This is a genomic window from Caballeronia sp. INML1, assembly GCF_023631085.1.
Taxonomy (GTDB): domain Bacteria; phylum Pseudomonadota; class Gammaproteobacteria; order Burkholderiales; family Burkholderiaceae; genus Caballeronia; species Caballeronia turbans.
Window position 1 is genome coordinate 190,813 of the sequence record NZ_JALQDT010000056.1, and the last position, 20,443, is coordinate 211,255.

The 20,443-nt window shown below is 65.0% G+C and carries 21 protein-coding genes; 11 read left to right on the forward strand and 10 right to left on the reverse strand.

Annotated features, from left to right (window positions below; translation table 11 throughout):
* The 4 genes from NCR38_RS21910 (at position 1) to NCR38_RS21925 (ending at position 3,355) form a co-directional block, all read left to right on the forward strand.
* A complete protein-coding gene (locus NCR38_RS21910; RefSeq protein WP_250477588.1) occupies positions 1-366 on the forward strand; it encodes a (2Fe-2S)-binding protein in 366 nt (121 codons plus the stop codon).
* Positions 356-1,762: an NAD(P)/FAD-dependent oxidoreductase gene (locus tag NCR38_RS21915; RefSeq protein WP_061118968.1), complete on the forward strand. Its 1,407-nt coding sequence runs from the start codon at positions 356-358 to the stop codon at positions 1,760-1,762. Before NCR38_RS21910 ends, NCR38_RS21915 begins: the two co-directional genes overlap by 11 nt.
* Positions 1,755-2,927 (forward strand): FAD-binding oxidoreductase, encoded by a 1,173-nt coding sequence (locus NCR38_RS21920; protein WP_061118967.1) that lies wholly within the window; start codon positions 1,755-1,757, stop codon positions 2,925-2,927. The genes NCR38_RS21915 and NCR38_RS21920 overlap by 8 nt, the downstream gene beginning before the upstream one ends.
* Before the next feature lie 74 nt (positions 2,928-3,001).
* Positions 3,002-3,355 (forward strand): RidA family protein, encoded by a 354-nt coding sequence (locus NCR38_RS21925; RefSeq protein WP_061118966.1) that lies wholly within the window; start codon positions 3,002-3,004, stop codon positions 3,353-3,355.
* A 90-nt stretch (positions 3,356-3,445) separates the two neighbouring features.
* Here NCR38_RS21925 and NCR38_RS21930 read toward each other — a convergent pair whose 3' ends face one another.
* The 3 genes from NCR38_RS21930 to NCR38_RS21940 are packed head-to-tail and all read right to left on the reverse strand — an operon-like array spanning position 3,446 to position 6,346.
* Positions 3,446-4,717: a TRAP transporter large permease gene (locus NCR38_RS21930; RefSeq protein ID WP_061118965.1), complete on the reverse strand. Its 1,272-nt coding sequence runs from the start codon at positions 4,715-4,717 to the stop codon at positions 3,446-3,448.
* A 10-nt stretch (positions 4,718-4,727) separates the two neighbouring features.
* A complete protein-coding gene (locus NCR38_RS21935) occupies positions 4,728-5,261 on the reverse strand; it encodes a TRAP transporter small permease (protein WP_061119076.1) in 534 nt (177 codons plus the stop codon).
* A gap of 50 nt (positions 5,262-5,311) precedes the next feature.
* Positions 5,312-6,346 (reverse strand): TRAP transporter substrate-binding protein, encoded by a 1,035-nt coding sequence (locus tag NCR38_RS21940; protein ID WP_250477589.1) that lies wholly within the window; start codon positions 6,344-6,346, stop codon positions 5,312-5,314.
* Between the two features lie 328 nt (positions 6,347-6,674).
* Between NCR38_RS21940 and NCR38_RS21945 the strand changes: the two genes are divergently transcribed.
* From NCR38_RS21945 to NCR38_RS21975, 7 genes are all read left to right on the forward strand, one after another.
* Positions 6,675-7,100, forward strand: coding sequence for a MaoC family dehydratase (locus tag NCR38_RS21945; RefSeq protein WP_061118963.1), 426 nt, complete (start codon positions 6,675-6,677; stop codon positions 7,098-7,100).
* A gap of 5 nt (positions 7,101-7,105) precedes the next feature.
* Positions 7,106-7,918, forward strand: coding sequence for an enoyl-CoA hydratase/isomerase family protein (locus NCR38_RS21950; RefSeq protein WP_061118962.1), 813 nt, complete (start codon positions 7,106-7,108; stop codon positions 7,916-7,918).
* Positions 7,915-9,078 carry an acyl-CoA dehydrogenase family protein gene (locus NCR38_RS21955; protein WP_086961182.1) on the forward strand — a complete coding sequence of 388 codons (1,164 nt, stop codon included), beginning with the start codon at positions 7,915-7,917 and terminating at the stop codon, positions 9,076-9,078. Before NCR38_RS21950 ends, NCR38_RS21955 begins: the two co-directional genes overlap by 4 nt.
* A 30-nt stretch (positions 9,079-9,108) precedes the next feature.
* Complete coding sequence (locus tag NCR38_RS21960) at positions 9,109-10,302, forward strand: CaiB/BaiF CoA-transferase family protein (protein WP_061118961.1); 1,194 nt, start codon at positions 9,109-9,111, stop codon at positions 10,300-10,302.
* Positions 10,299-10,772: a MaoC family dehydratase gene (locus NCR38_RS21965; protein ID WP_061118960.1), complete on the forward strand. Its 474-nt coding sequence runs from the start codon at positions 10,299-10,301 to the stop codon at positions 10,770-10,772. Before NCR38_RS21960 ends, NCR38_RS21965 begins: the two co-directional genes overlap by 4 nt.
* A gap of 138 nt (positions 10,773-10,910) precedes the next feature.
* On the forward strand, positions 10,911-11,807 hold the full coding sequence (locus NCR38_RS21970) for a helix-turn-helix domain-containing protein (RefSeq protein ID WP_061118959.1): 897 nt from the start codon (positions 10,911-10,913) through the stop codon (positions 11,805-11,807).
* 118 nt (positions 11,808-11,925) lie between these two features.
* Positions 11,926-13,146, forward strand: a complete 1,221-nt coding sequence (locus tag NCR38_RS21975; protein WP_061118958.1) for a glycoside hydrolase family 88 protein — start codon at positions 11,926-11,928, stop codon at positions 13,144-13,146.
* A 48-nt stretch (positions 13,147-13,194) separates the two neighbouring features.
* Here the strand turns inward: NCR38_RS21975 and NCR38_RS21980 are convergent, their stop codons facing one another.
* The 7 genes from NCR38_RS21980 to NCR38_RS22010 form a co-directional block, all read right to left on the reverse strand.
* The gene (locus NCR38_RS21980; RefSeq protein ID WP_061118957.1) at positions 13,195-13,962 is read right to left on the reverse strand and encodes a hypothetical protein; all 768 of its coding nucleotides are present in this window, start codon (positions 13,960-13,962) and stop codon (positions 13,195-13,197) included.
* A 324-nt stretch (positions 13,963-14,286) separates the two neighbouring features.
* The gene (locus NCR38_RS21985; RefSeq protein WP_250477590.1) at positions 14,287-15,531 is read right to left on the reverse strand and encodes an MFS transporter; all 1,245 of its coding nucleotides are present in this window, start codon (positions 15,529-15,531) and stop codon (positions 14,287-14,289) included.
* A gap of 102 nt (positions 15,532-15,633) precedes the next feature.
* Entirely contained in the window at positions 15,634-16,194 is a 561-nt protein-coding gene (locus tag NCR38_RS21990) for a hypothetical protein (protein WP_061118955.1), read from the reverse strand.
* Between the two features lie 51 nt (positions 16,195-16,245).
* Positions 16,246-16,983 carry a hypothetical protein gene (locus NCR38_RS21995; protein WP_061118954.1) on the reverse strand — a complete coding sequence of 246 codons (738 nt, stop codon included), beginning with the start codon at positions 16,981-16,983 and terminating at the stop codon, positions 16,246-16,248.
* Positions 16,984-17,127: 144 nt separating this feature from the next.
* Positions 17,128-18,510 carry a sigma-54 dependent transcriptional regulator gene (locus NCR38_RS22000; protein ID WP_061118953.1) on the reverse strand — a complete coding sequence of 461 codons (1,383 nt, stop codon included), beginning with the start codon at positions 18,508-18,510 and terminating at the stop codon, positions 17,128-17,130.
* A complete protein-coding gene (locus NCR38_RS22005; protein WP_061118952.1) occupies positions 18,495-19,979 on the reverse strand; it encodes a HAMP domain-containing sensor histidine kinase in 1,485 nt (494 codons plus the stop codon). Before NCR38_RS22005 ends, NCR38_RS22000 begins: the two co-directional genes overlap by 16 nt.
* Positions 19,980-20,165: 186 nt before the next feature.
* Complete coding sequence (locus NCR38_RS22010; RefSeq protein WP_061118951.1) at positions 20,166-20,360, reverse strand: CsbD family protein; 195 nt, start codon at positions 20,358-20,360, stop codon at positions 20,166-20,168.
* Positions 20,361-20,443: the final 83 nt, after the last annotated feature.

Here is a 20,443-nt window from a genome sequence, read left to right on the forward strand (position 1 = left end):
ATGACTTCCCAGACGATCCATACGCTCTTCAAACCGCTGCCGGGCGAGCAAGGCGCCGCAGCCATCGAAATCTGGTTCAACGACCGACCGCTCACCGTGGCCGCGGGCCGCTCCGTCGCGGCGGCGCTCTTCGCGGCGGGCATCTCGCGCTTTCGTGCGACGCCCGTCTCCGGTGCGCCGCGCGCACCCTACTGCATGATGGGCGCGTGCTTCGAATGCCTCGTCGAAATCGACGGCGTGCCGAGCCGCCAGAGCTGCATGGTCGAAGTGAAAGCCGGCATGCGCGTGCGTTCGCAGGAAGGCGCACGCGATCTGCCGCCCGCGGCGCCCATCGACGCCTCGCTGGAGAACGCGCATGGCCGCTGATTTCGCTTCGGAAGCCGTCGATGTCGTCGTGATCGGCGCCGGTCCCGCCGGCATGAGCGCCGCGACACGCGCCGCCCGCGCGGGCCTGAAAACGGTGCTGATCGACGAGCAGGACGCCGTCGGCGGACAGATTTATCGGGCGATCGGCAAGGCGGACGCGCGCCGCAAGGAGATTCTCGGGCCGGACTACGCGGCGGGCGCCGCCATCGCGGAAGCATTCGCCGCATCCGGCGCGCGTCACCTCACGAACGCGAGCGTCTGGCAGGTCACGCGCGAGCGCGGCGTCAATTTCCTGAAAGACGGCAAGATCGGCTCCTTCGACGCACAGCGCGTGATTCTGGCGAGCGGCGCGCTCGAGCGCCCCTTCCCGATTCCCGGCTGGACGCTGCCCGGCGTGCTGACCGCGGGCGCGGCGCAGATCCTTTTGAAGAGCGCGGGCGAAGTGCCCGCCGCGCCGCCGGTTCTCGCGGGCTGCGGCCCGCTCCTGTATCTGCTCGGCTGGCAATACGTGCGCGCCGGCGTGCCGATCCGCGCGCTCGTCGATACCACGCGCCACGAAGACCGCTGGCGCGCGAAGCGCCACCTGCTCTCGGCGCTGCGCGCGTGGCCGTTTCTCTCGAAGGGCCTGCAACTGATCCGTACGCTGCGCGAGGCGGGCGTGCCGATCTTCGAAGCAGCCGACGATCTGCGCGTGGAATCGCGCCTCGGCGCGGATCGGGTCGAACATGCGGCGGCGCTCAGTTTCACGACGCAGGGCACGGCGCACCGCATCGAGGCGGACGTGATACTGCTGCATCAGGGCGTCGTGCCGAATACGCAGTTCACGCAGGCGTTGCGCGCGTCGCATCGCTGGGACGACGCCCAGCTGTGCTTCACGCCGAACGTCGATGCGTGGGGCGAGCTCGATGTACCCGGCATCTTCGTCGCGGGCGATGGCGCCGGCATCGGCGGCGCGCAGGCGGCGGCGCTGCAGGGCACGCTCGCGGGGCTCGCGGCGGCGGCGCAACTGGGCGCGGTCGAACGTGCGAAGCGCGATGCCGAAGCGGCCGGACTGCGCCGCGCGCTCGCGGATGTCACGCGCATCCGCCCGTTTCTCGACAGCCTGTATCGCCCGCGCGACGTCAACCGCATTCCGCGCAGCGAGACCATCGTGTGCCGCTGCGAGGAAGTCACGGCGGGCGAGTTGCGCAAGTTCGTCGAACTGGGTTGCGTGGGACCGAATCAGGCGAAATCGTTCGGACGGTGCGGCATGGGACCGTGCCAGGGCCGCATGTGCGGCCTCACGGTGACGGAAGTCATCGCCGATGCGCGCCAGGTGTCGCCCGCCGAAGTCGGCTATTACCGCATTCGTCCGCCGATCAAGCCGCTCACGCTCGGAGAACTCGCCGGTGAATGACGCAACCGAATCGCAGGAAGCGGACGTGCTCGTCATCGGCGGCGGGCTGCACGGCACGAGCAGCGCGTTTCACCTGGCGCGGCGCGGCGCGAAGGTGATCGTGCTCGAAGCCGATTACGTCGCGCGTCATTCGTCGGGCGTCAATGCGGGCGGCGTGCGCACGCTCGGGCGCCCCGTGCCGGAGATTCCGCTCGCGCTGATGTCGCGCGAGATATGGCACGGCATGACCGATCTGATCGGCGAGGACGGCGGCTTCGTTGCCTCCGGCCAGTTGAAGATCGCCGAAACCGATGACGAACTCGAAGCGTGCCGCGCGCGCGTCGCGCTGCTCGAATCGCACGGCTTCACGCATGAGAAAGTAATCGACCGCGAAACCGTGCTCGAACTCGAACCCGCACTCGCGCGGCACGTCACGGGCGGCATCTGGGTCGAGCGCGACGGCTACGCGCTGCCGTTCAGAACCACGACCGCCTTTCGCCTCGCCGCGCAGAAGCTCGGCGTGCGCTTTCTGGAAGGCACGCCCGCGCGCCGCATCGAGCAGCGCGGTGCGCGCTGGCTCGCGCACACGCCGCGCGGCACCTTCAGCGCGGAAAAGCTGCTCGTCACGGCGGGCGCCTGGTCCGGCGAGCTTGCGAAACAAGTGGGCGAACCGGTCCCGGTGCATCCCGAAGGCCTGATGCTGATGGTCACGCATCGCGTCGCGCCGTTCTGCCGCGCGACGCTCGGCGCGACCGGCCGGCCGCTCTCGTTCAAGCAATTCGACAACGGCACCGTGGTGATCGGCGGCAAGCTGATCGGCATTGCGGATCTCGCACATCGTCACGGCGAAGTGGATTTCATCCGTCTCGTGAAGAGCGCGCGCACCGTGACGGAGCTCTTTCCGCATCTGCGCCATCTCGGGGTGAATCGCGCATGGGCCGGTGTCGAGGCCTTTACGGAAGACGAACTGCCGGTGATCTCGGCAAGCCGCCGGGCGTCGAATCTCTACTACTCGTTCGGCTATTGCGGCAGCGGTTTTCAGCTCGGGCCGGGCTGCGGCAAGCTCGTGTCGGAACTGATGGTCGACGGCGCGCCGTCGATTTCGATCGATGCCTTCGCCATCGATCGCTTCGGCCTCGACACCGCATCGTCGGATGTCGGCGGCTCGCAACTCGTCACTCACTGAACCCGTTTTCTTCTTGCCGCGCGCGGACCGGTCGGCCCGTGCGGCGCTTTCATTCCTTTATCGGAGAGATTTTCATGAGCGATATCGTTCGCATCGACACCAATCAGCGCATGAGCCGCGTCGTCAAGGCGGCGGGCCTCGTCTTCATCGGCGGGCAGACCTGCGCCGATCCGACGCCCGATGTGAAGCTGCAAACCGCGAAAGTGCTGGAGAAGATCGACGGCTTTCTGGAGAAAGCCGGCATCGACAAGACGCGCCTCGTATCCGCGCAAGTGTGGCTCGCGGATATCACGCGCGATTTCGCCGGCATGAACGAAGTCTGGGATGCGTGGGTGCCGCAAGGCTGCGCGCCGACGCGCGCGACCGTCGAAGCGAGACTTGCAGCGCCTCATCTGCTGGTCGAGATTGCGGTGGTTGCGCTTGCGTAACGAGTGAAAACGCGGCGCTTCGAAATCGAAGCGCCGCGCGGACGGACGTGAGGCGCAGCGCCTGCGTGCGCTGCGTGGAATGTGATCCGCTTACTTCGCGCCCAGCAGATGCGGCAGGAACTGCGGAATATGCGGGAAGAAGATGATCAGCAACAAGTCGATCACCAGCGCCAGGATGAACGGCAGGATCGCGCGTGTTGCCTTCTCCACCGATACGCCGCCGATCGACGCGGCCGTGAACAGACAGAAGCCGATCGGCGGCAGATTGATGCCGATGGCCGAGTTGATCAGCACGATCACGCCGAACACGATCGGGTCGATATGCATCTGCACGACGAGCGGCAGAAACACAGGAATCACCACCGCGATGCTCGAGATCGTTTCGAGCACGGTATGCGCCGCGATCAGGAACAGGTTGATCAGGATCAGCAACACGATTGCGCTCGTCGTGATTGCAAGAAAACTGTTCGCCACGTGGAGCGGAATCTGCGCCTCGATCAGATAGCGCCCGAGCACGAACGCCAGCCCGAGCAGGAACGACACGCGCGTGGTGTTCACCGAGGTGCGCACCAGAATGTCCTTGAAATGCGAGAGCTTGAGCGTACGGAAGATGAACGCGCTCACGAGCGTCACATAGACCGCCGCGACCACACCCGCCTCGACGGGCGTGAAGATGCCGCCGAGAATCCCGCCCAGAATGATGACCGGCGTGAGCAGCGCCCAGAAAGCCTCGCGGAAGGTCGTCCACAGCTTGCGCCCATCGAACGGCTCGACTGCGCTGTAGTCGTTCCTGACGGCGGTCACGTAATTGACGATCATGAACGACGCCACGACGAGCAGCATCGGAATGATGCCGGCGATGAACATCGTGCCGACCGAAACGTTGGCCGTGTACGCATAGACGAGCATGCTCATCGACACCGGTGAAAGCAGCCCGAGCGAGCCCGCCGCCGATTGCAGCGCCACCGCGAACGCGCGGTTATAGCCTTTCTTCACCATCCCCGGAATCATCACCGAGCCGATCGCGGCTGTGTCCGCCGTGGCCGAGCCGGAGAGGTCCGCGAAGAACATGCTCGCGACGATCGTCACCTGACCGATCCCGCCGCGCATGAAGCCCACGAGTGCCTGCGAGAACTCGATGATGCGCTTCGACACGCCGCCCGAGTCCATGATCGCGCCCGTCAGCATGAAAAACGGAATGGCGAGCAGACCGACGTTGTTCAGGTTCGAGAACAACTGCTGCGGAATCACGAGCAGCGGCGTGCCGTTGATCGACAGCGCGAGCGTCGCCGCAATGCCGATGCAGATGGCCACCGGCACGCCGAGCCCGAGCAGTCCTGCTCCAAAAGCGATTGCCCACATGATGTTTATCCTAGAGATGTTCCGACACGCCCTCGACCAGCGTGGCGTCTGTCTGCGCCTGCGGCGCGAGATGCGAGACGACGATGCGCACCAGCGAGTGAAACGCGAGCAGCGCTCCGCACACGGGAATCGAGAGGTACGGATAGACCATCGAGATCGGAATCGACGCGGCGGTTTCGGTGCCCATCAGCGCCAGCATGTCGGTGCCGTACAGCATGAACACCGCGCCGAGCGCGAGAATCGCGCAATCCGTGAAGTCCTTGAGCAACGGCGCGAACGCGGCCGGCACGCGATCGGCCAGCACGCGCACTTCCGGATGCGCGCGCAGCTTCACGCCCGCTGCCGCGCCGAGGCACGTGAGCCATACGAACAGATAGGCCGAGACCTCGTCGGACCACGACAGCGAATCGTGCAGCACGAAGCGGAAGATCACGCCGAGGCCGGCCACGATCACCGCCCCGAGCAGCAGGCAGCTACAGACGAACAGATTGATCTTCAGCACGATGTCGTCGACCGACATCAAGCCGCGCGCGAGCTTTTCCATGCGTGTCATCTCCGATGCCGGGTTCGAGCCTCGACCGTCGTTCGCGTCCGTCATTTCGATGCGACCGCGGACGCTTGCCTCGCCGTGTTGATCTCCTGATAGAGCGCCGGGCCGTCCGGAATCTTCGCGACCAGTTCGTCGCGCGCGGCCTTGGTGGCTTGCGCCCACGGCGCGGTATCGACGACCGTCACCTGTATGCCCTTGGACTTCATCGTGGCGATCGCGTCGTCGTATTCGTGCTTGTATTCCTTCAGGTCGTAGTCCGCCGCAATCTTCGCCGATTCCTGGAACGCCTTCTGATCCGCGGGCGACAGCTTGTCCCATGACGCCTTGCTCATCGCGAGCACGACCGGCAGATAGTTCACGTGCGTCACATAGAAATGCTTGGCGATATCGGAGAACTTGTCCTGCACGAACTGCTCGGGCGAGGTGTCGGCGCCATCGACGAGACCTTGCGAGAGCGCGAGGAACAACTGGTTATAGGCGAGCGGCGTCGGATTCGCGCCCAGCGCCTTGTAGCCCGCGATATACCCGGGGCTCTGCATCACGCGCACCTTGAGGTCTTTCATATCGGCAAGCGAGGTGACGGGGCGCTTGGTCGTGAAGAGGTTGCGCTCGCCCACCGCGAGCCAGGTGAGTCCGATCATGTTCACCGGCTTCATCATGTCGAGATACTTGCGGCCGACCGGACCTTGCAGCACGCGATTGGCTTCGTCCATGCCGGAGAAAAGATACGGCATGTCGAAGATCTGCCATTGCTTGATGGTGTTGTCGATCGGCGCCTGCGCGGAAATCATCAGGTCCTGCGTGCCGGTGCGCAATGCCTGCGCCATCTGCACTTCGCCGCCGAGCTGCGACTGCGGAAACAACTGGATCTCGATGTGACCATGCGTGCGTGTCGCCACTTCCTTCGCGAACACCTGCGCCGTGAGCTGATAGTGATTGTCGGGCGCGAGCGTATGGCCGAGTTTCATCACGACCTTGTCCTGCGCGATCGCGCTGGACGATGCGGCCACGCACATCGCGGCGAGCGCTGCGCTCATCGCCACGCGCAGCATGTTCTGCGCTTTGAAAAGCGAACTCATGTTGTCTCCTTGCTCGATATGGACACCGCCTCGCGTGTGACGTGCATCGCCCCGATGCTGACTGACGATGAACTTTCACAGGCCGGCGGGTTGAGGCAAGTATTTGTGATCGTGGCGATGATGCGTTAGGACCAGTCTTCGAATTTCTTGGACTTTTTAACGGTGCGCTCGCGCCTCGTGCGAAGCGCTGCAAAAAAGTCCAAAAGATCGCGCGAACCGTCCTACCGGTTCGCCGTGGCCTCTCTTTAAAGTGACTTCCATGCTGGCGGCACGGTGCCGGAACGCACCGTGTCACGTTCATCTCCACCGACAACGAAGACTCATCGACATGGCCAAACGTCCTCATATGGATTGCTATGCAATCGGCGACACCGCCGATTTCGCCAAGACCGTCTCCGAATACGACATCTACGGCTTTGCCGGCATCGTCGGCGATTTTTACGCCGTGCATCTCAACGAGGAATATGCAAAGAGCACGCGCTTCGAGAAGCGTATCGCGCAGGGCTGCCTGTCGGTCGGATTTCTGTCGACGGTGATGGGGTTGATGGCGCAGAAAGCGCCCAGCCCCGGCGCGGTTTCGTATCGCTATGACATCACCTTCAACGCACCGGTGTTCATCGGCGATACGGTTACCGCACGCCTGACGCTCGAGGACAAGGACGAGGAACGCAACGTGTGCGTGTTCGCCGCCGACGTGACCCGCCAAGACGGCGTGGTCGTCGCATCGGGCAAGACTTACCTGAAAGTGCTGTGAAGGCCATGGAGAACAACACGGACCCCGTCCTCGCCTCGCAGCACGGCACCTTGCGGCTCCTGACGCTCAATCGGGCCGACAAGCTCAACGCATTCACGCCCGAGATGCTGGCCGCGCTCACGGCCGCAATCGACGACGCCACGGCCGACGACGCCACGCGCGTGATCGCCGTCACCGGCCGCGGTGCGAAGGCATTCGCGGCCGGCAACGATATAGAACGGCTCGTCTCGCTCGATGGCGTCGCCGCCTATCGCGACATGGTCGCCGGTCAGCGCGCCTTGCTGCGCCTGCACGAGTGCGCGAAGCCGACCATCGCGATGGTCAACGGCTATGCGCTCGGCGGCGGCTTCGAGCTGGCGCTCGCGTGCGACTTCATCGTGGCATCGAATCATGCGAGCTTCGCGTTTCCGGAGATCACGCTCAACACGATGCCCGGCTGGGGCGGCACGCAACTCGCCGTCGCCAAGATGGGGCTCGCGTGCGCCAAGCGCTTCATCATGAGCGGCAGGCGTTTTTCCGCGGCGCAATGCGAGGCGTTCGGCTTCATCCATGAGCTTGCGGCCCCCGATGCGCTTTTCGATGCGGTGCAGTCCCTTGCTGCGACGCTGGCATCCTACGATCCGTTCGCAGTCGAGATGGCCAAACGCGCGTTGAATCGCGCGAGCGACATGCCGTTGTCGGCGGGACTCGATTTCGAAGCCGCGCAATACGCGGTCAACTTTTCGAGCGAAGGCGCGCGCGCCGGGCTGCGCCAATTCATGGAACAGAAGCTCACCCGGCGCACGGCGCGCCCCAACCCGGCACCGCTCACACCATGATGACAAGCCTGAAGCAGCCGCACTGGCTCGGCGAACAGCACGCGATGATCCGCGAAGCGGTGCGACGCTTCGCCGAAAAGGAAATCGCGCCGCAGTCGGAAACGCTCTGGGAACAGGAGGCGTTTCCCTACACGCTATGGCGTCAGGCTTGCGAACTCGGCTTCACGGGTTTGCCCTATCCCGAACAATTCGGCGGCGGCGGTGGCGACTGGCTGTCGTTCGTCATCGTGCTGGAGGAACTCGCGCGCGTGGATTGCGCCGTCGCCAATGCGCTGATGGCCAATGCGACGGTCGCGAGCCTGCTGACCAACTATGGCACGAGCGCTCAGAAAGAGCGCTTCCTGAAGCCCATCCTCGATGGCACGCAGATCGGGGCCATCGGCCTTTCCGAGCCGGACGCCGGATCGGATGCGGCCAACATCGCCACGCGCGCGCGTTTCGACGGCGAGCGCTGGGTCATCGATGGCGCGAAGACGTTCATCAGCAATTCGGGCACGGAGATAGGCGGCCCCACGGTGATCGCGGCGGTGACGGGCACGCGTCCCGATGGCCGCAAGGAGATTTCCAACTTCGTCGTGCCGCAGGGAACGCCGGGGTTCAGCAAGGGCCGCAAGCTGCGCAAGATCGGCTGGCGCGCTTCGATCACGCATGAGCTGTTCTTCGAGCAGTGCGCGATTCCCGCCGATCAACTGCTCGGCGAACGCGGCGCGGGCCTGCGTCAGACGCTCGCGCAGATCAGCACGGGCCGCATTCTCATCGGCGCGCTCGCGCTCGGCATCTTGCAAGGCTCGCTCGATCGTTCCATCGCATACATGAAGGAGCGTCGCGCGTTCGGGCGGCCCCTGGCCGAGTTTCAGGGACTGCAATTCAAGGTCGCCGACATCGCGACCCATGCGCATGCTGCACGCCTCATGCTCTACGACGCGGCCGCGCTCAAGGATGCGGGCGCGCCCTTCGATACGCAGGCGTCGCAGGCGAAGCTCTTCGCCTCGGAACACGCGATGACGGCGGCGCACCAGGCCTTGCAGATCCACGGCGGCTACGGCGTGATGGCCGAGTTTCCGGTCGCACGCGCGTTCGGCGATGCGAAGGTGCTCGAGATTGTCGAAGGAACGTCGGAAATACAACGCATGATCATCGCGCGCACGCTGCTCGCGTGAATTCGCGCTGAAACATCGAGGGGAGTGTTTATGCTGGAAGGCATCAAGGTACTGAGTTTCACGCACTTCTTGCAAGGCCCAGCCGCCGTGCAGATGCTCGCCGATGTCGGCGCCGACGTGATCAAGATCGAGCCGCCCGGCGGCGCATTCGAGCGTAGCTGGACCGGGGCGGATGCGTTCGTCGAAGGCGTGAGCGTCTTCTTTCTGCTCGGCAACCGCAATCAACGCAGCATTTCGCTCGATCTTCGCGAGCAAGCCGCGCGCGAGATCGTCTGGCGCCTGATTCGTGAGGCCGATGTCCTGATCGAAAACTATCGGCCGGGCGTGCTCGACAAGCTCGGCTTCGGTTATGCGCAGGTACATGAGGCCAACCCGCGTCTCGTCTACTGTTCGTGCACGGGGTACGGCTCGTCCGGACCTTATCTGAAGCGTCCGGGCCAGGACTTGCTGCTTCAGGCGATGAGCGGCATGACCATGCTTTCCGGCGATGCGGAGTCGCCGCCCACGCCGGTCGGCTCAGCCATCGTCGATCAGCATGCCGCCGTGCTCGCCGCGTTCGGCGTGGTCGCCGCGTTGCAGTCGCGCGAGCGCACGGGCGTCGGTACGCGCGTCGAGAGCAACCTGCTCAACGCCGCGCTCGATCTTCAGATCGAGCCGTTCACGTACTACATGAACAAGGGGCCGCTGTGGCCGCGCACGCATCCGCCTACCGGCAGCCGTTTCCACCCGGCGCCGTATGGCGTGTACCGGACGCGGGACGGCTACATTGCGATGTCGCTCACGCCGACCCAGAAGCTCGCCGGTGCGCTGTCTTGTCCCGCACTCGCCGGGTTCACGCATCCGAAGGACAATGTCATGCGCCGCGAGGAAATCAACCGCCTTGTCTACGACACGCTCACGACGCGCACGACCGAAGAATGGATGCGCATCTTCGAGGAACACGACATCTGGTTCGCGCCGGTCAACGATTACGAACAGGTCGAGCACGATCCGCAAGTCGCGCACAATCAGATGATCATGTCGTTCGAGCACGAGCAGGCCGGCCCGGTGCGCGTGCTGGCGCATCCGGTGCGCTATGACGGCGAGGCGCCGCCTCTGCGCCGGCATCCGCCGAAACACGGACAACATACCCGCGAGGTGCTCGCGGAACTGGGATATACGCCGCAAGAGATCGACGCCTTTGTCGAGGGGCGCATTGCACTGACTTCGAGGAGAGACGCATGAGCGCACAACCGAACAACTGGCCGGCGCTCCTGCGCTTCGACGATATCGAAATCGGCCGCACGCAGGTGGTCGTGCATACGGTCACCGAAGCCGAAGTGAACGCGTTCGGGCATCTGTCCGGCGACCTGAATCCGCTGCACATGGAAGACGCGTTCGCCGAATGCTCGCCCTTCGGCCGGCGCGTGGTGCATGGTCTTCTGACGGCGGCGCTGGTGTCGGCGGCGCATACGGAACTGACGGGGCCGGGTTTCGCGTATGTCGGACAGGAGCTGCGATTTCTCGGGCCGGTGTATATCGGCGATACGGCGACGATCAACGTCTGCGTCGTCGAGAAAAAGCCCGCCAAGCATATTCTCGTGATGGACACGACCGTTCGAAATCAGCACGGCCACGTGGTGTTGAGCGGGCTTTCCGCGTTGAAGGAACTGCGCTTCGACGAAGCAATGATGGCGCGCAACGTCGCGGCATGACCTCGCACGTCGCGCGTCGCATGGTGTAAGTGCCAATTACGCCCCGCTGGCTGCGCGGCTACACTCGTGCAGCGGCCCGCGATCGCGCGGGCATGCTGCAGGCGCGAAGACACATCGCCGACGACGAGGAGGAGACAGTTGGATACCGCATGTTGCTGCCACGTTCCGGTCATCAGGATCGAGGACTACGAATACGGCGCGCACGTCAAGACGCCGGACTTTCATCTCGCGCCGATCGAAGCGCTCAAATCAACGCTCGTCTATCCGCATCGCCATGACTTCTATCACGTCATGTGGGTGATCGCGGGCAGCGGCTCTCACGTGATCGATTCGGTGCGCTACGAAGTGCGCCCGCATACGCTCTATTTCATGACGCCCGGACAGATCCACGATCTCGACCTGTCCGCCGACACGCTCGGCTATTCGATCAGCTTTTCGTCCGAGTTCTTTGCGTTTCGGGTGCAAAACCGTCATACCGCGACCGATGTACCCGTCTATGACTTCGAGCAACTCGGTGCCTGCCTGCATCTGAGCGATGCACAGGTGCGCGAACTGACGCGCGTGATGGACGGCATCCGCCAGGAGTATCAGGAGGAGCAGGTCGGCTACACGGATGCGATCTGGGCCTGGCTGCATGTATTTCTGATCAAGGTTGCGCGCATGTGCGATGCCGCCGCCATGCGCGATGCCGCCGCATCGCGCAGCGTGCTGCTGTCTCGTCGCTTCAAGAGCCTGCTCGAGAAGCACTTTCGATCGGTCAACGAAGCGGCGGACTATGCGCGCCTGCTCAACGTGACCGAACGCGCGCTCAACGAGTCGACCCGTCAGGCGCTCGGCAGCACGGCGCCCAAACTGATCCGCGAGCGCGTGATGCTCGAGGCAAAGCGTTTGCTGCTGCACTCCGAAGTGAATGTCGCCGAGATCGCCGCCATGCTCTCCTTCGACGATCCTGCCTATTTCAGCCGCTGCTTTCGCAAGCACACCGGCCGCTCACCGATCGACTATCGGCGCAGCCTCGAGAAGCTGCATATCTGATTCGTCACGCGCGCCGCGCCGGTGCGGAAATGTCCAACAGTTCACGCGTTTCATCCTAACGCCGTTGCGCAGGGGCTTTTTACAATCGTCCTGCGCATGACGAACTCAAGGAGACACCGTGTCGAACGCAACGCAAACGCTGGCGCTTTCCGACGAACAGACGAGACTGTTTCGCCAGACTCTCGATAAGACCGCGCAGAAAGTCGCCGCCGACGAGCTGACCTTCGGCGTCGAATTTCCGCAAGTGACCGGCCCCGATGGCCAATGGGTGCGTCTGCCCGCCTCGCTTTCCGCAGGCTACGACGGCGACGCATGGAGCCACGGCAACTGGTTCTGCGGCTTCTGGGTAGGGCTCCTGCTGACCTCGTATCTGCATACGGGCGAGACGCGTTTTCTCGAATGGGCGCGTGCCCGCATGTTGCTGGTCGAGCAGCGCGCACAGGACCCGAACACGCACGATATCGGCTTCATCTTCGACAGCAGCGCGGTGCCCGGGCATCACATCACGGGCGACGAACGGTTCGCGCGCATCGCGCTCGAAGCGGCCGACAAGCTGCGTGCGCGGCTCGTGACGACACGCGACGGCGCGTATCTCGCGTCATGGGGCCCGCTTTCCGATGCGCGCGGCCGAAGCGCGTCCGCGATCGACACGATGGCGAATCTGTCCTTGCTCTACTGGGCCGCAAATCACGCCGGCGACGGCAGCTACCGGCACGCCGCCGATGCTCATGCCGAGATGACCGCGCGCGCATTCGTGCGCAATGACGACTCGACTTATCACGCCGTCGAATACGACGTGGAAAGCGGCGCACGCAAGCGCGGCTACACGTTTCAGGGCGCCTTCGACGAATCCGCGTGGAGCCGTGGCCAGGCATGGGCGATCTACGGCTATGTCAACTCCGCGCGCGAGACGGGCAAGCGCACGTATCTCGATCTCGCCGAGCGTCTTGCCGATTACTACCTGCGCCGCCTCGATGGCCGCCAGGTGCCGCCGTGGGACTTCGACGCGACGGGCCGCGATGCGGAGATCAAGGATACGGCCGCTGCTGCGGTAACGGCATCGGCGCTGCTGGAAATGGCGCGTCTGCATCCGGATGCGCAAGCCGCCGCGAAGTGGCAGCGTCACGGTGTGGCGATGCTCGAAGCACTGTGCCGCGACGAGTTCACGAAGGACGGCCAACATGGCCTGCTGCATAACTCGTGCTATTCGAAGCCGCATAACATCGGCGTGGACGGCGCAACCATGTTCGGTGACTTCTTCTTTGTCGAAGCCTTGTGCCGCGTCGTGCATCCGGGCAAGCTGCGCCCGCTCGATGATGCGCGCATTCCGCTTGCCTGAAGGATCAGATGCAAATCCGCCGGGCCGGCCGAACCAGCGAATCGCCGCTCACTGGGCCGACAGATAGAACGCCTGGTCTCGTTGCGGGGTTACGCCGACGACCGTGAGCAGGCCGTTTATGACGGTCGCTTCGACGGACATCGACACGTTATTGAGCGCGCACGACGAACCCGCGAAATTCAGCGTGCCGTCGAGCAGGTGCTTGCCCGTCGATCGCGGTTTGAAGCTGCCGGTGAACGTACAGGCACTTTGCGCGCCTTTCGCTGTGCCGTCCGTGGCGAACGTGATAGTTGAGACCGGCGCAACGCCCGCCCCACTGTTCCACGTGCGCGCGACGTCGCTGATGGCGATCGGCGTGTCGTACGTCGCATTGTAGTTGCCGTTGAAGTTCGTGGCGGTCGTATCCGGCGCGACGAAGAGGCTCGTGGTCGCCGTGAGCGCGCTCTTCGTGGTGAAGTTGCCGGAGAGGGATCCAGCGCGAATCGCGCCAAGTGTGTGGAAGCCGACGGTCGCCGGATCGCTGAATGCGCCGTCGGTTGCCGTCATGATGCCCTCGATCAGCCAGACAAACGAACCGCCCTGCGTAAAGATGCTGTAGTACTGACCGGTTTCGAGAACGATGGTCTGCGCCGCAACCGACTGCGACGAATTCACCGATCCGTACCAGACGCCTTCCGGCAACGCATGGGAAGTCGTAGCGACGCAAGTTTTCTTCAGATTGCTGAGGTCGGACACGCAAGTCTGGTCGTCATTCCCGCCGCCGCAGGCAGCGAGTATCGGCAAAGCGAGCAGCGTGAGCTTCGATACGAGTTTCATGGCGTGTTTTTGGTATTCGGAGTGTGTTCAGGCCGCAACCCTTCGGGACGCGCCGACAATGAGATAACGGAAGATCGACGGAAAACTTTAGTGCGGGAGAACGCGTTGACGGGTTCAGGCATTGGCCATCAACTGAAGCGGCGACGTCACCGGAGCCGTGAGCGGCACGACACGCCAGGCGATCGACTCACGAAGGCGTCACCGCCCGTGCTCGCGTTTCATTTGCCGTTCGAAAGCGCACGGCGAACCAGATGCATCAGCAAGAAGAGCTTGCGCGGCGAGCCTTTCGCACGGTTCACGGCAAGCACGCGAGAAAAATCGGATTCATGTGGCAAGCGACGGATCGTTGGCGGAATCGCGGCAATTGCCGCACGCTTTCTTGAGCGATGCGCCGAAGCAGAGCCACAGCGCGAGCGAGCCCGTCGATACGGCGCCCAGTGCGAGAAACGCCCTCACATAGCCGAAATGTTGTGCGAGCGCGCCGCCCAGCGCGGGGCTGAGCGCGGCACCGATGCCCTGCACCGTCATCACGACGCCCTGCCCGACATTGACGCGCCCGGTGCCTTGCAGCAAACGCACGACGAGCGCGGGAACAGCCACGCTTTGCAGCCCCGCGCCGATGCCGTCGAGCGCCTGCACGGGCCACACCCCCCATGCCGTGATGAAGATCGCCGCGACGAGTCCGCGCAGCGGCCGCGCAAGGAAAGTGATCAAAATGACGCCCCAGTAGCCGGCGCGTTGAATCAGCCGGTTCGCGAAGAATGCCGCGGCGACCATCACGAGTTGCGCGACCACGATCGTCTGCGCGGTGAAGGCGCTCGGATCGCCCTGATGCGCGGCGACGACGGCGAGGCCATAGAGCGGCAGCATGGCCGCATTGCCGAGGTGGAACATCGCGAGCGCGGCGGCGAGCAACAGCAACGGCCTGCACGCGAGCAACATGCGAAAGCCGCTCGCGTGCTCATGCTCCGAAGAAGACGACGAAGACGACGAGGCGACGAGGCCGCGCGCGCTGTCGTGATCGATCGAATCCCGGCTGATGAGCAGCGTCGAGAGGACCGTCATCGCACCGAATACGCCCGCGAGCGCGAACACCGCACCGAATCCGAAGCGCCAGCCGAGCCAGCCCGAAAGCGCCGCGCCCACGACGTTGCCGGCGTGATTCGCCATCTGATTGCGCGCGAACTGCCGGTCGAAGCCGCGCTCGCGCACGATGCCGAGCGTCACGCCCGCGACCGCCGGCCCGAGCGCGGCACCGGTCACCGCCGTGAGGACCTGCGAGGCGGCGACCATCCAGAAGTCGTGCGACACCCACAGCGCGAGCGAAGCGAGCGTCGTCATGACGCCCGCAGCCACGATGAGGCGGCGCTTGTGATGCGTCGCATCGACGAGTGCGCCCGCCGGCGACGTCGTGAGCATGCCGGCGATGCCGCCGAGGGTCATCACCGTACCGATCGACTCGGGATGCCAGCCCTGCGCCTGCAGAAAGACGCCGAGAAAAGGGCCGATCCCCGCCTGGACATCGGCCATGAAGAAGTTGAGTCCTTCGAGTGCATAGAGAGGATTCATGGGCCGGTCATCCGCGACGTCTGTTCTTGTCGGGCTCGAGTTGCAAGCCTGTTTGCTTCGGGTTGCCCCCGGACGCGCTCACGGCCGGCAGCTTGTGTTGCGTCAGCCGGCGACCGGTGCGTCGATGAGCTCGGCGATCTCATCCACTTCGATCGTCCGCCCATGACGGTTCCGAATGCCGTGCCCCCACGCGTGTACGTGCGCGCCCGGCGCGAGATACGCCGCGAGTTCGGCGGCGGCATGCGGCGGCATCCGCAGCGATGTGCCTTCGTCGAGCAACGCGCCGCGCAGCTCGCCCTTCGGCCCGAAGAGCGACAGCACCACTTCGCCGAGCGCGTCCATCGGCTTGTGTTCGACGTACGGTTTGTGATGCTTTTCGCCGTCGTGATGCGGGCCTTCGTCCAGAATGACCTTGCCGTTCTTCGTCGCGAGCGAGACCGCCGCGATCATGTCCGCGCCGCGCGGCTTCACGCCGCGCACGCGAACCTCGTCGCCCACGGCGACCTGTCGCGCGATCTGTGGCGACAGATGAGGCGGAAAATGAACCTGCAGCGCCTGCCGCGCGCCGAGTACGATCCCGTCGATTTCACCGTGCGGGTTCAATAGAAAACGCGTCACCGTGCCGCGCGTTTCGGGAAGGCTTTCGGGGTCGATCCAATGCATGTCGTTGATCCTCGGTTGATGTCGATGAAAGCGTGTCGGCAGCCGACGCGCTCATGGGCCGGGCGCAACGCGGTCGTAGAGCCGGGTCAGGTTGCCCGGCGAACCGAACGACGTCGCCTGGAGCGCGGTGCCGTACTGGTTGCGCGTGCCGTAGCCTTGCGCGGACACGCGCGCGCCCGATTGAACGAGCCTCGGGAATTGCTGGGCGACGGGAGGCGTGAGCTTGATGACGGTGCCATCCGCGAGAATCACGCCGTCGGGCTCGCCGCGTGGCGCGGTGGTGATGTGCGCCACTTGTCCCTGCGCGCTCAGGCGTGAAAGGCCGGCGCCGCGCAGCTCACGCGGCAGCGTGCCCGGCAAGGGCGGCTGATCGGTGAGTTGCTGGCCGCTGCGTGCATCGGTGATGCGTTGCGCCTCGAGATTGCCGCCCGCAACGCGCCATCCGTCGATCTGCACGCTGTCACCCGGGCGTATCGCCGACGTGAGCTGGGCGCTCATATGCGGCGGGAAGTGAACGAGCGCGCCGTCGCCGGTCAGGAAGCCGTCGACATCGCCGTCCGGGTTGATGAGAAAGCGCGAAACCGTGGCTTGCGCGCTGACGGCCGTCCCTTCCACGAGCGGAGCCGCGCCGATGCGGGGCGCAGGCGGCGGCGCCAAGCCCGCTGCCGCAACAGGCGGTTCAGTCTGAGCAACGCAGCCCGCGCTCGTCGCCAGCAGCGCGACGAGATTGATCGCGCTCAGGACGCGTGCGGTGTCGCGGCGGACTCGCTTCGTCGATGTCGATTGCATGATTCACTCCCTCACATGGCGTGGAGGGATGTGCAAAGGCTATGCCATGGGACGAAAAACGTTGCTGGTCAAGGAATCGGCGGGATGAGGCAAGGAATGGTGTCAAGCGATCGGACGCCAGGTGTCCGATCGCTTGACACTCGCTCAGGCATCGGCGCCGGATATCCCGAGGCTCGCGAGCCGCGTATAGAGCGATTGACGGCTGATGCCGAGCCTGCGTGCCGCCTCGGCGCGATTGCCGTCGGTGAGCGCGAGGGCGCGCGCAATCAACGCGCGTTCGAGTTGCGCGAGTGCGTCGTTGAGCGGAAGTTCGGCGAGGCTGACTGGGATTGCGTCATTGCCGCCGGCGGTCGTGTCGACGAGGAAAGCGAAGTCCTCGCGCGTGAGCAACGCACCCGGCGCGAGTGCGCTCGCCCGCTCGATCGCGTTCGCCAGTTCACGCACGTTGCCGGGCCAGCCGAAGGTGACGAGCATGCGCTGCGCATCGGCTGAGAGCCGCTTGTGCGCCGCATCGGGCGATGCCCCCGGAGTAGACAGGAAATGCTCCGCGAGCGGGAGGATATCCGCTACGCGCTCTCGCAGGGGCGGCAAGTGCAGCGGGATCACGTTCAGCCGATACAGCAGATCCTGCCGGAATGTTCCCGCCGCGACCATCGCCGCCAGATCGCGATGCGTCGCGGCGACAATGCGCACATCGACAGCGACGGGCCGGTTCGTGCCGAGCGGCGTGACCTGCCGTTCCTGAAGCACGCGCAGCAGCTTGGCCTGCATGGCGAGCGGCATGTCACCGACTTCATCGAGGAAGAGCGTTCCGCCGTGCGCCTCCTCGAAACGCCCTCGCCGCTCCGCATGTGCGCCGGTGAACGCGCCTTTGCCATGCCCGAAGAGCTCGCTTTCGAGCAAGTCCTCCGGTATCGCCGCGCAGTTCACGGCCACGAACGGCCTGCCCGCCCGCGCCGATGCGCGATGCAGCACGCGCGCCGCCACTTCCTTGCCCGTGCCCGTCTCCCCGGTGATGAGCACGGTCGAGCGGGTTCCCGCCGCGCGGCCCAGGCGCTTTTGCACGTCGCGCATGGCATCGCTCACGCCGAGCAGTTGCGGCTCGCAGGACGACGGTTCGTCCGCGAAGGCCGACGTTGCGGCGACAGGCGCATCGGGATGCGCCGCGAGCATGCGTCCGAGCAGCACCGCGATCTCGTCACGGCCGACGGGTTTGGTCAGGTGCTCGAACGCGCCGAGCCGCATCGCGCCGATGGTGTTGTCGCTCGTCGCATGCGCGGTCAGCATCACGACAGGCACGTGCTGCAGGCCCTCCATGCCGCGCAGCGATTCGAGCACGGCGAGACCGTCCGCGCCCGGCAGACGAAAGTCCAGAAAGATGCAGTCGGGCGCTCCGCGCTCGCGCAAGTGTTCCAGCGCCGCTTCGCCCGAGCGCGCTTCGAGCGGCGTGTGGCCGAGATCCTGCACGGTTTCGGCGAGGCCTTCGCGAAAGGCATCGTCGTCGTCGATGATCAGTATGGTCGCCATGGCAAGTCGATCACGAAGCATGTCACCTCTGAATCCTCGGCGAGATACGCGCGGCCTCCATGTGCCGACGCGATCTCGCGCACCACGGCGAGGCCGAGACCGGAGCCATCGGGCCGGCCCGTCACGAAAGGCTCGAAAATACGCTCGCGCTCGGCTGCGCTCACGCCGGGACCATCGTCCATCACTTCCAGCCGGAGGCGTTCGCCCTCTGTCCATCGTGCGCCCGTCGCGCGCACCGTCACGTGACCGCCCGGCGGCGCGTGGCGCAGCGCATTCACGATCAGGTTGTCGAGCGCACGCGCCAGTTGCGCGGGATCGAAGACGGGCTGCATCGCGCCCGTTTCGATCACCGCCCGCAACGCTATGTCGCGGTTCGCCGCGCCCGGTTCATGCGTATGCACGATGTCGCCGAGCCACGCGTGCAGATCGACTGCGCGCGCGTTCACGGTCACCGGCTGCGTGAGCGCGAGCAGACTGGTCACCTGCGCCTCGATGCGCCCCACCTGCTCGATGATCGTTCGCAGCGCGGCTTCGCGGCGCACGCTGTCGCCGGCGAGCGCGTTTTCTGCCTTGAGACGCATCGCGCCCGCGGGGTTGCGGATCTCGTGCGCAATCTGCGCGGCCATCTTGCCGAGCGCGCCGAATCGTTCGGCCTGCGCCAGCTGCGTGCCAAGCGCACTCGCCTCGCGCTGGAGGCGCTCGGCGCGCTCGACATAGCGATTGAGCGCATCGACGATAAGGTCCAGATCGCGCTCGCCGAGCCGTTCGAGCCGCCTGCCCTGCTCGAATCCGCCATCGGGCGCGAGCGCCTGTTCCAGCCGCGCGAGGTTGCGTCTCCAGCGCCTGAGCGCTACGGCCAGAAACAACGCCAGCACGACGATGATTGCGAGCACCCCGACCAGAATGGTCGCGGCACGCTCGCCGTACGGTCCGAGCGGCGGCCGCGCGCGCGTGAGCATCCACGCCAGCAGGCCCGCGTGGCGCGGCACGGGGCAAGCGACGGCGATGACGGCATCCGCACCGCTCGATACGACATCGACCTGCATCTGGCCCGCGCCCCCCGCTTTCCTCAGCGTGCGCAGAATGAGCGGCGTCTCGGCCTCGGGAATATCGCGCTTCACGCCGCTGCCTTCGTAGGTAGGAAACGCATAGGCCAGAAAGCCGCTGGGCGTGCCGGCCGCCGCCGTGCCGTTCCAGAAACCGCCTTCGATGCCATCGGTGCGGATCAGCACGAGATCAAGCACGGCGTGCATGAGATCGATGTTGGTTTCGCCGGGGCGCTGCATCGACAGATCGTAGCGCGATGCGACCGCCGTGCAGGCCGCAGCCGCCTGCTGCTTCGCGGTCGTGACGCGCTCGCCGAGCGCTGACGAAAGCATGAGCCACACGACCGCCGTCAGGAGGCCGCACAAAATGGCGACGAGAATCCAGAGCGCGAAGAGCTGAGTCGAGAACGACGGTCGCGGCATGAAGAGCCTGAACGCTGAGGGAGTTGGCGACTGTGCAAGCAAGTCTCTCGCCACCGTCTCGCCTTTCATCGTGTGAATACGGGCGGCTGACAGCGCTCCGAAAGTAAAAAAACGCCCGCGGGAAGCGGGCGCTCACGCTGCGCCGGGCCGCGCCATCGACGCGGCCCGGCTTCACGGGCCGGCAAGTCAGGGCTTCGCCGTGTCGTCAGTGGCGTCCTTCAGATCCTCTTTGGCGTCACCGAGATCCTTGCGTGCTTCGCCCTCGACCTGCTGGGCGTCGCCTTTTGCCTCCTGCACGGGGTCATCCGTCACCTTGCCGACGCCTTCGTTGATCTTACCTTTGACCTTCTCCCCGACGCCCTTCACCTGATCCTCATTCATGATCGCTCTCCGATATGCCCGCAATATGCAGGCGTAACCCTCCCCGCGCAAAAAGGATGCCGCGTCGTGGCCGGCAACGATCG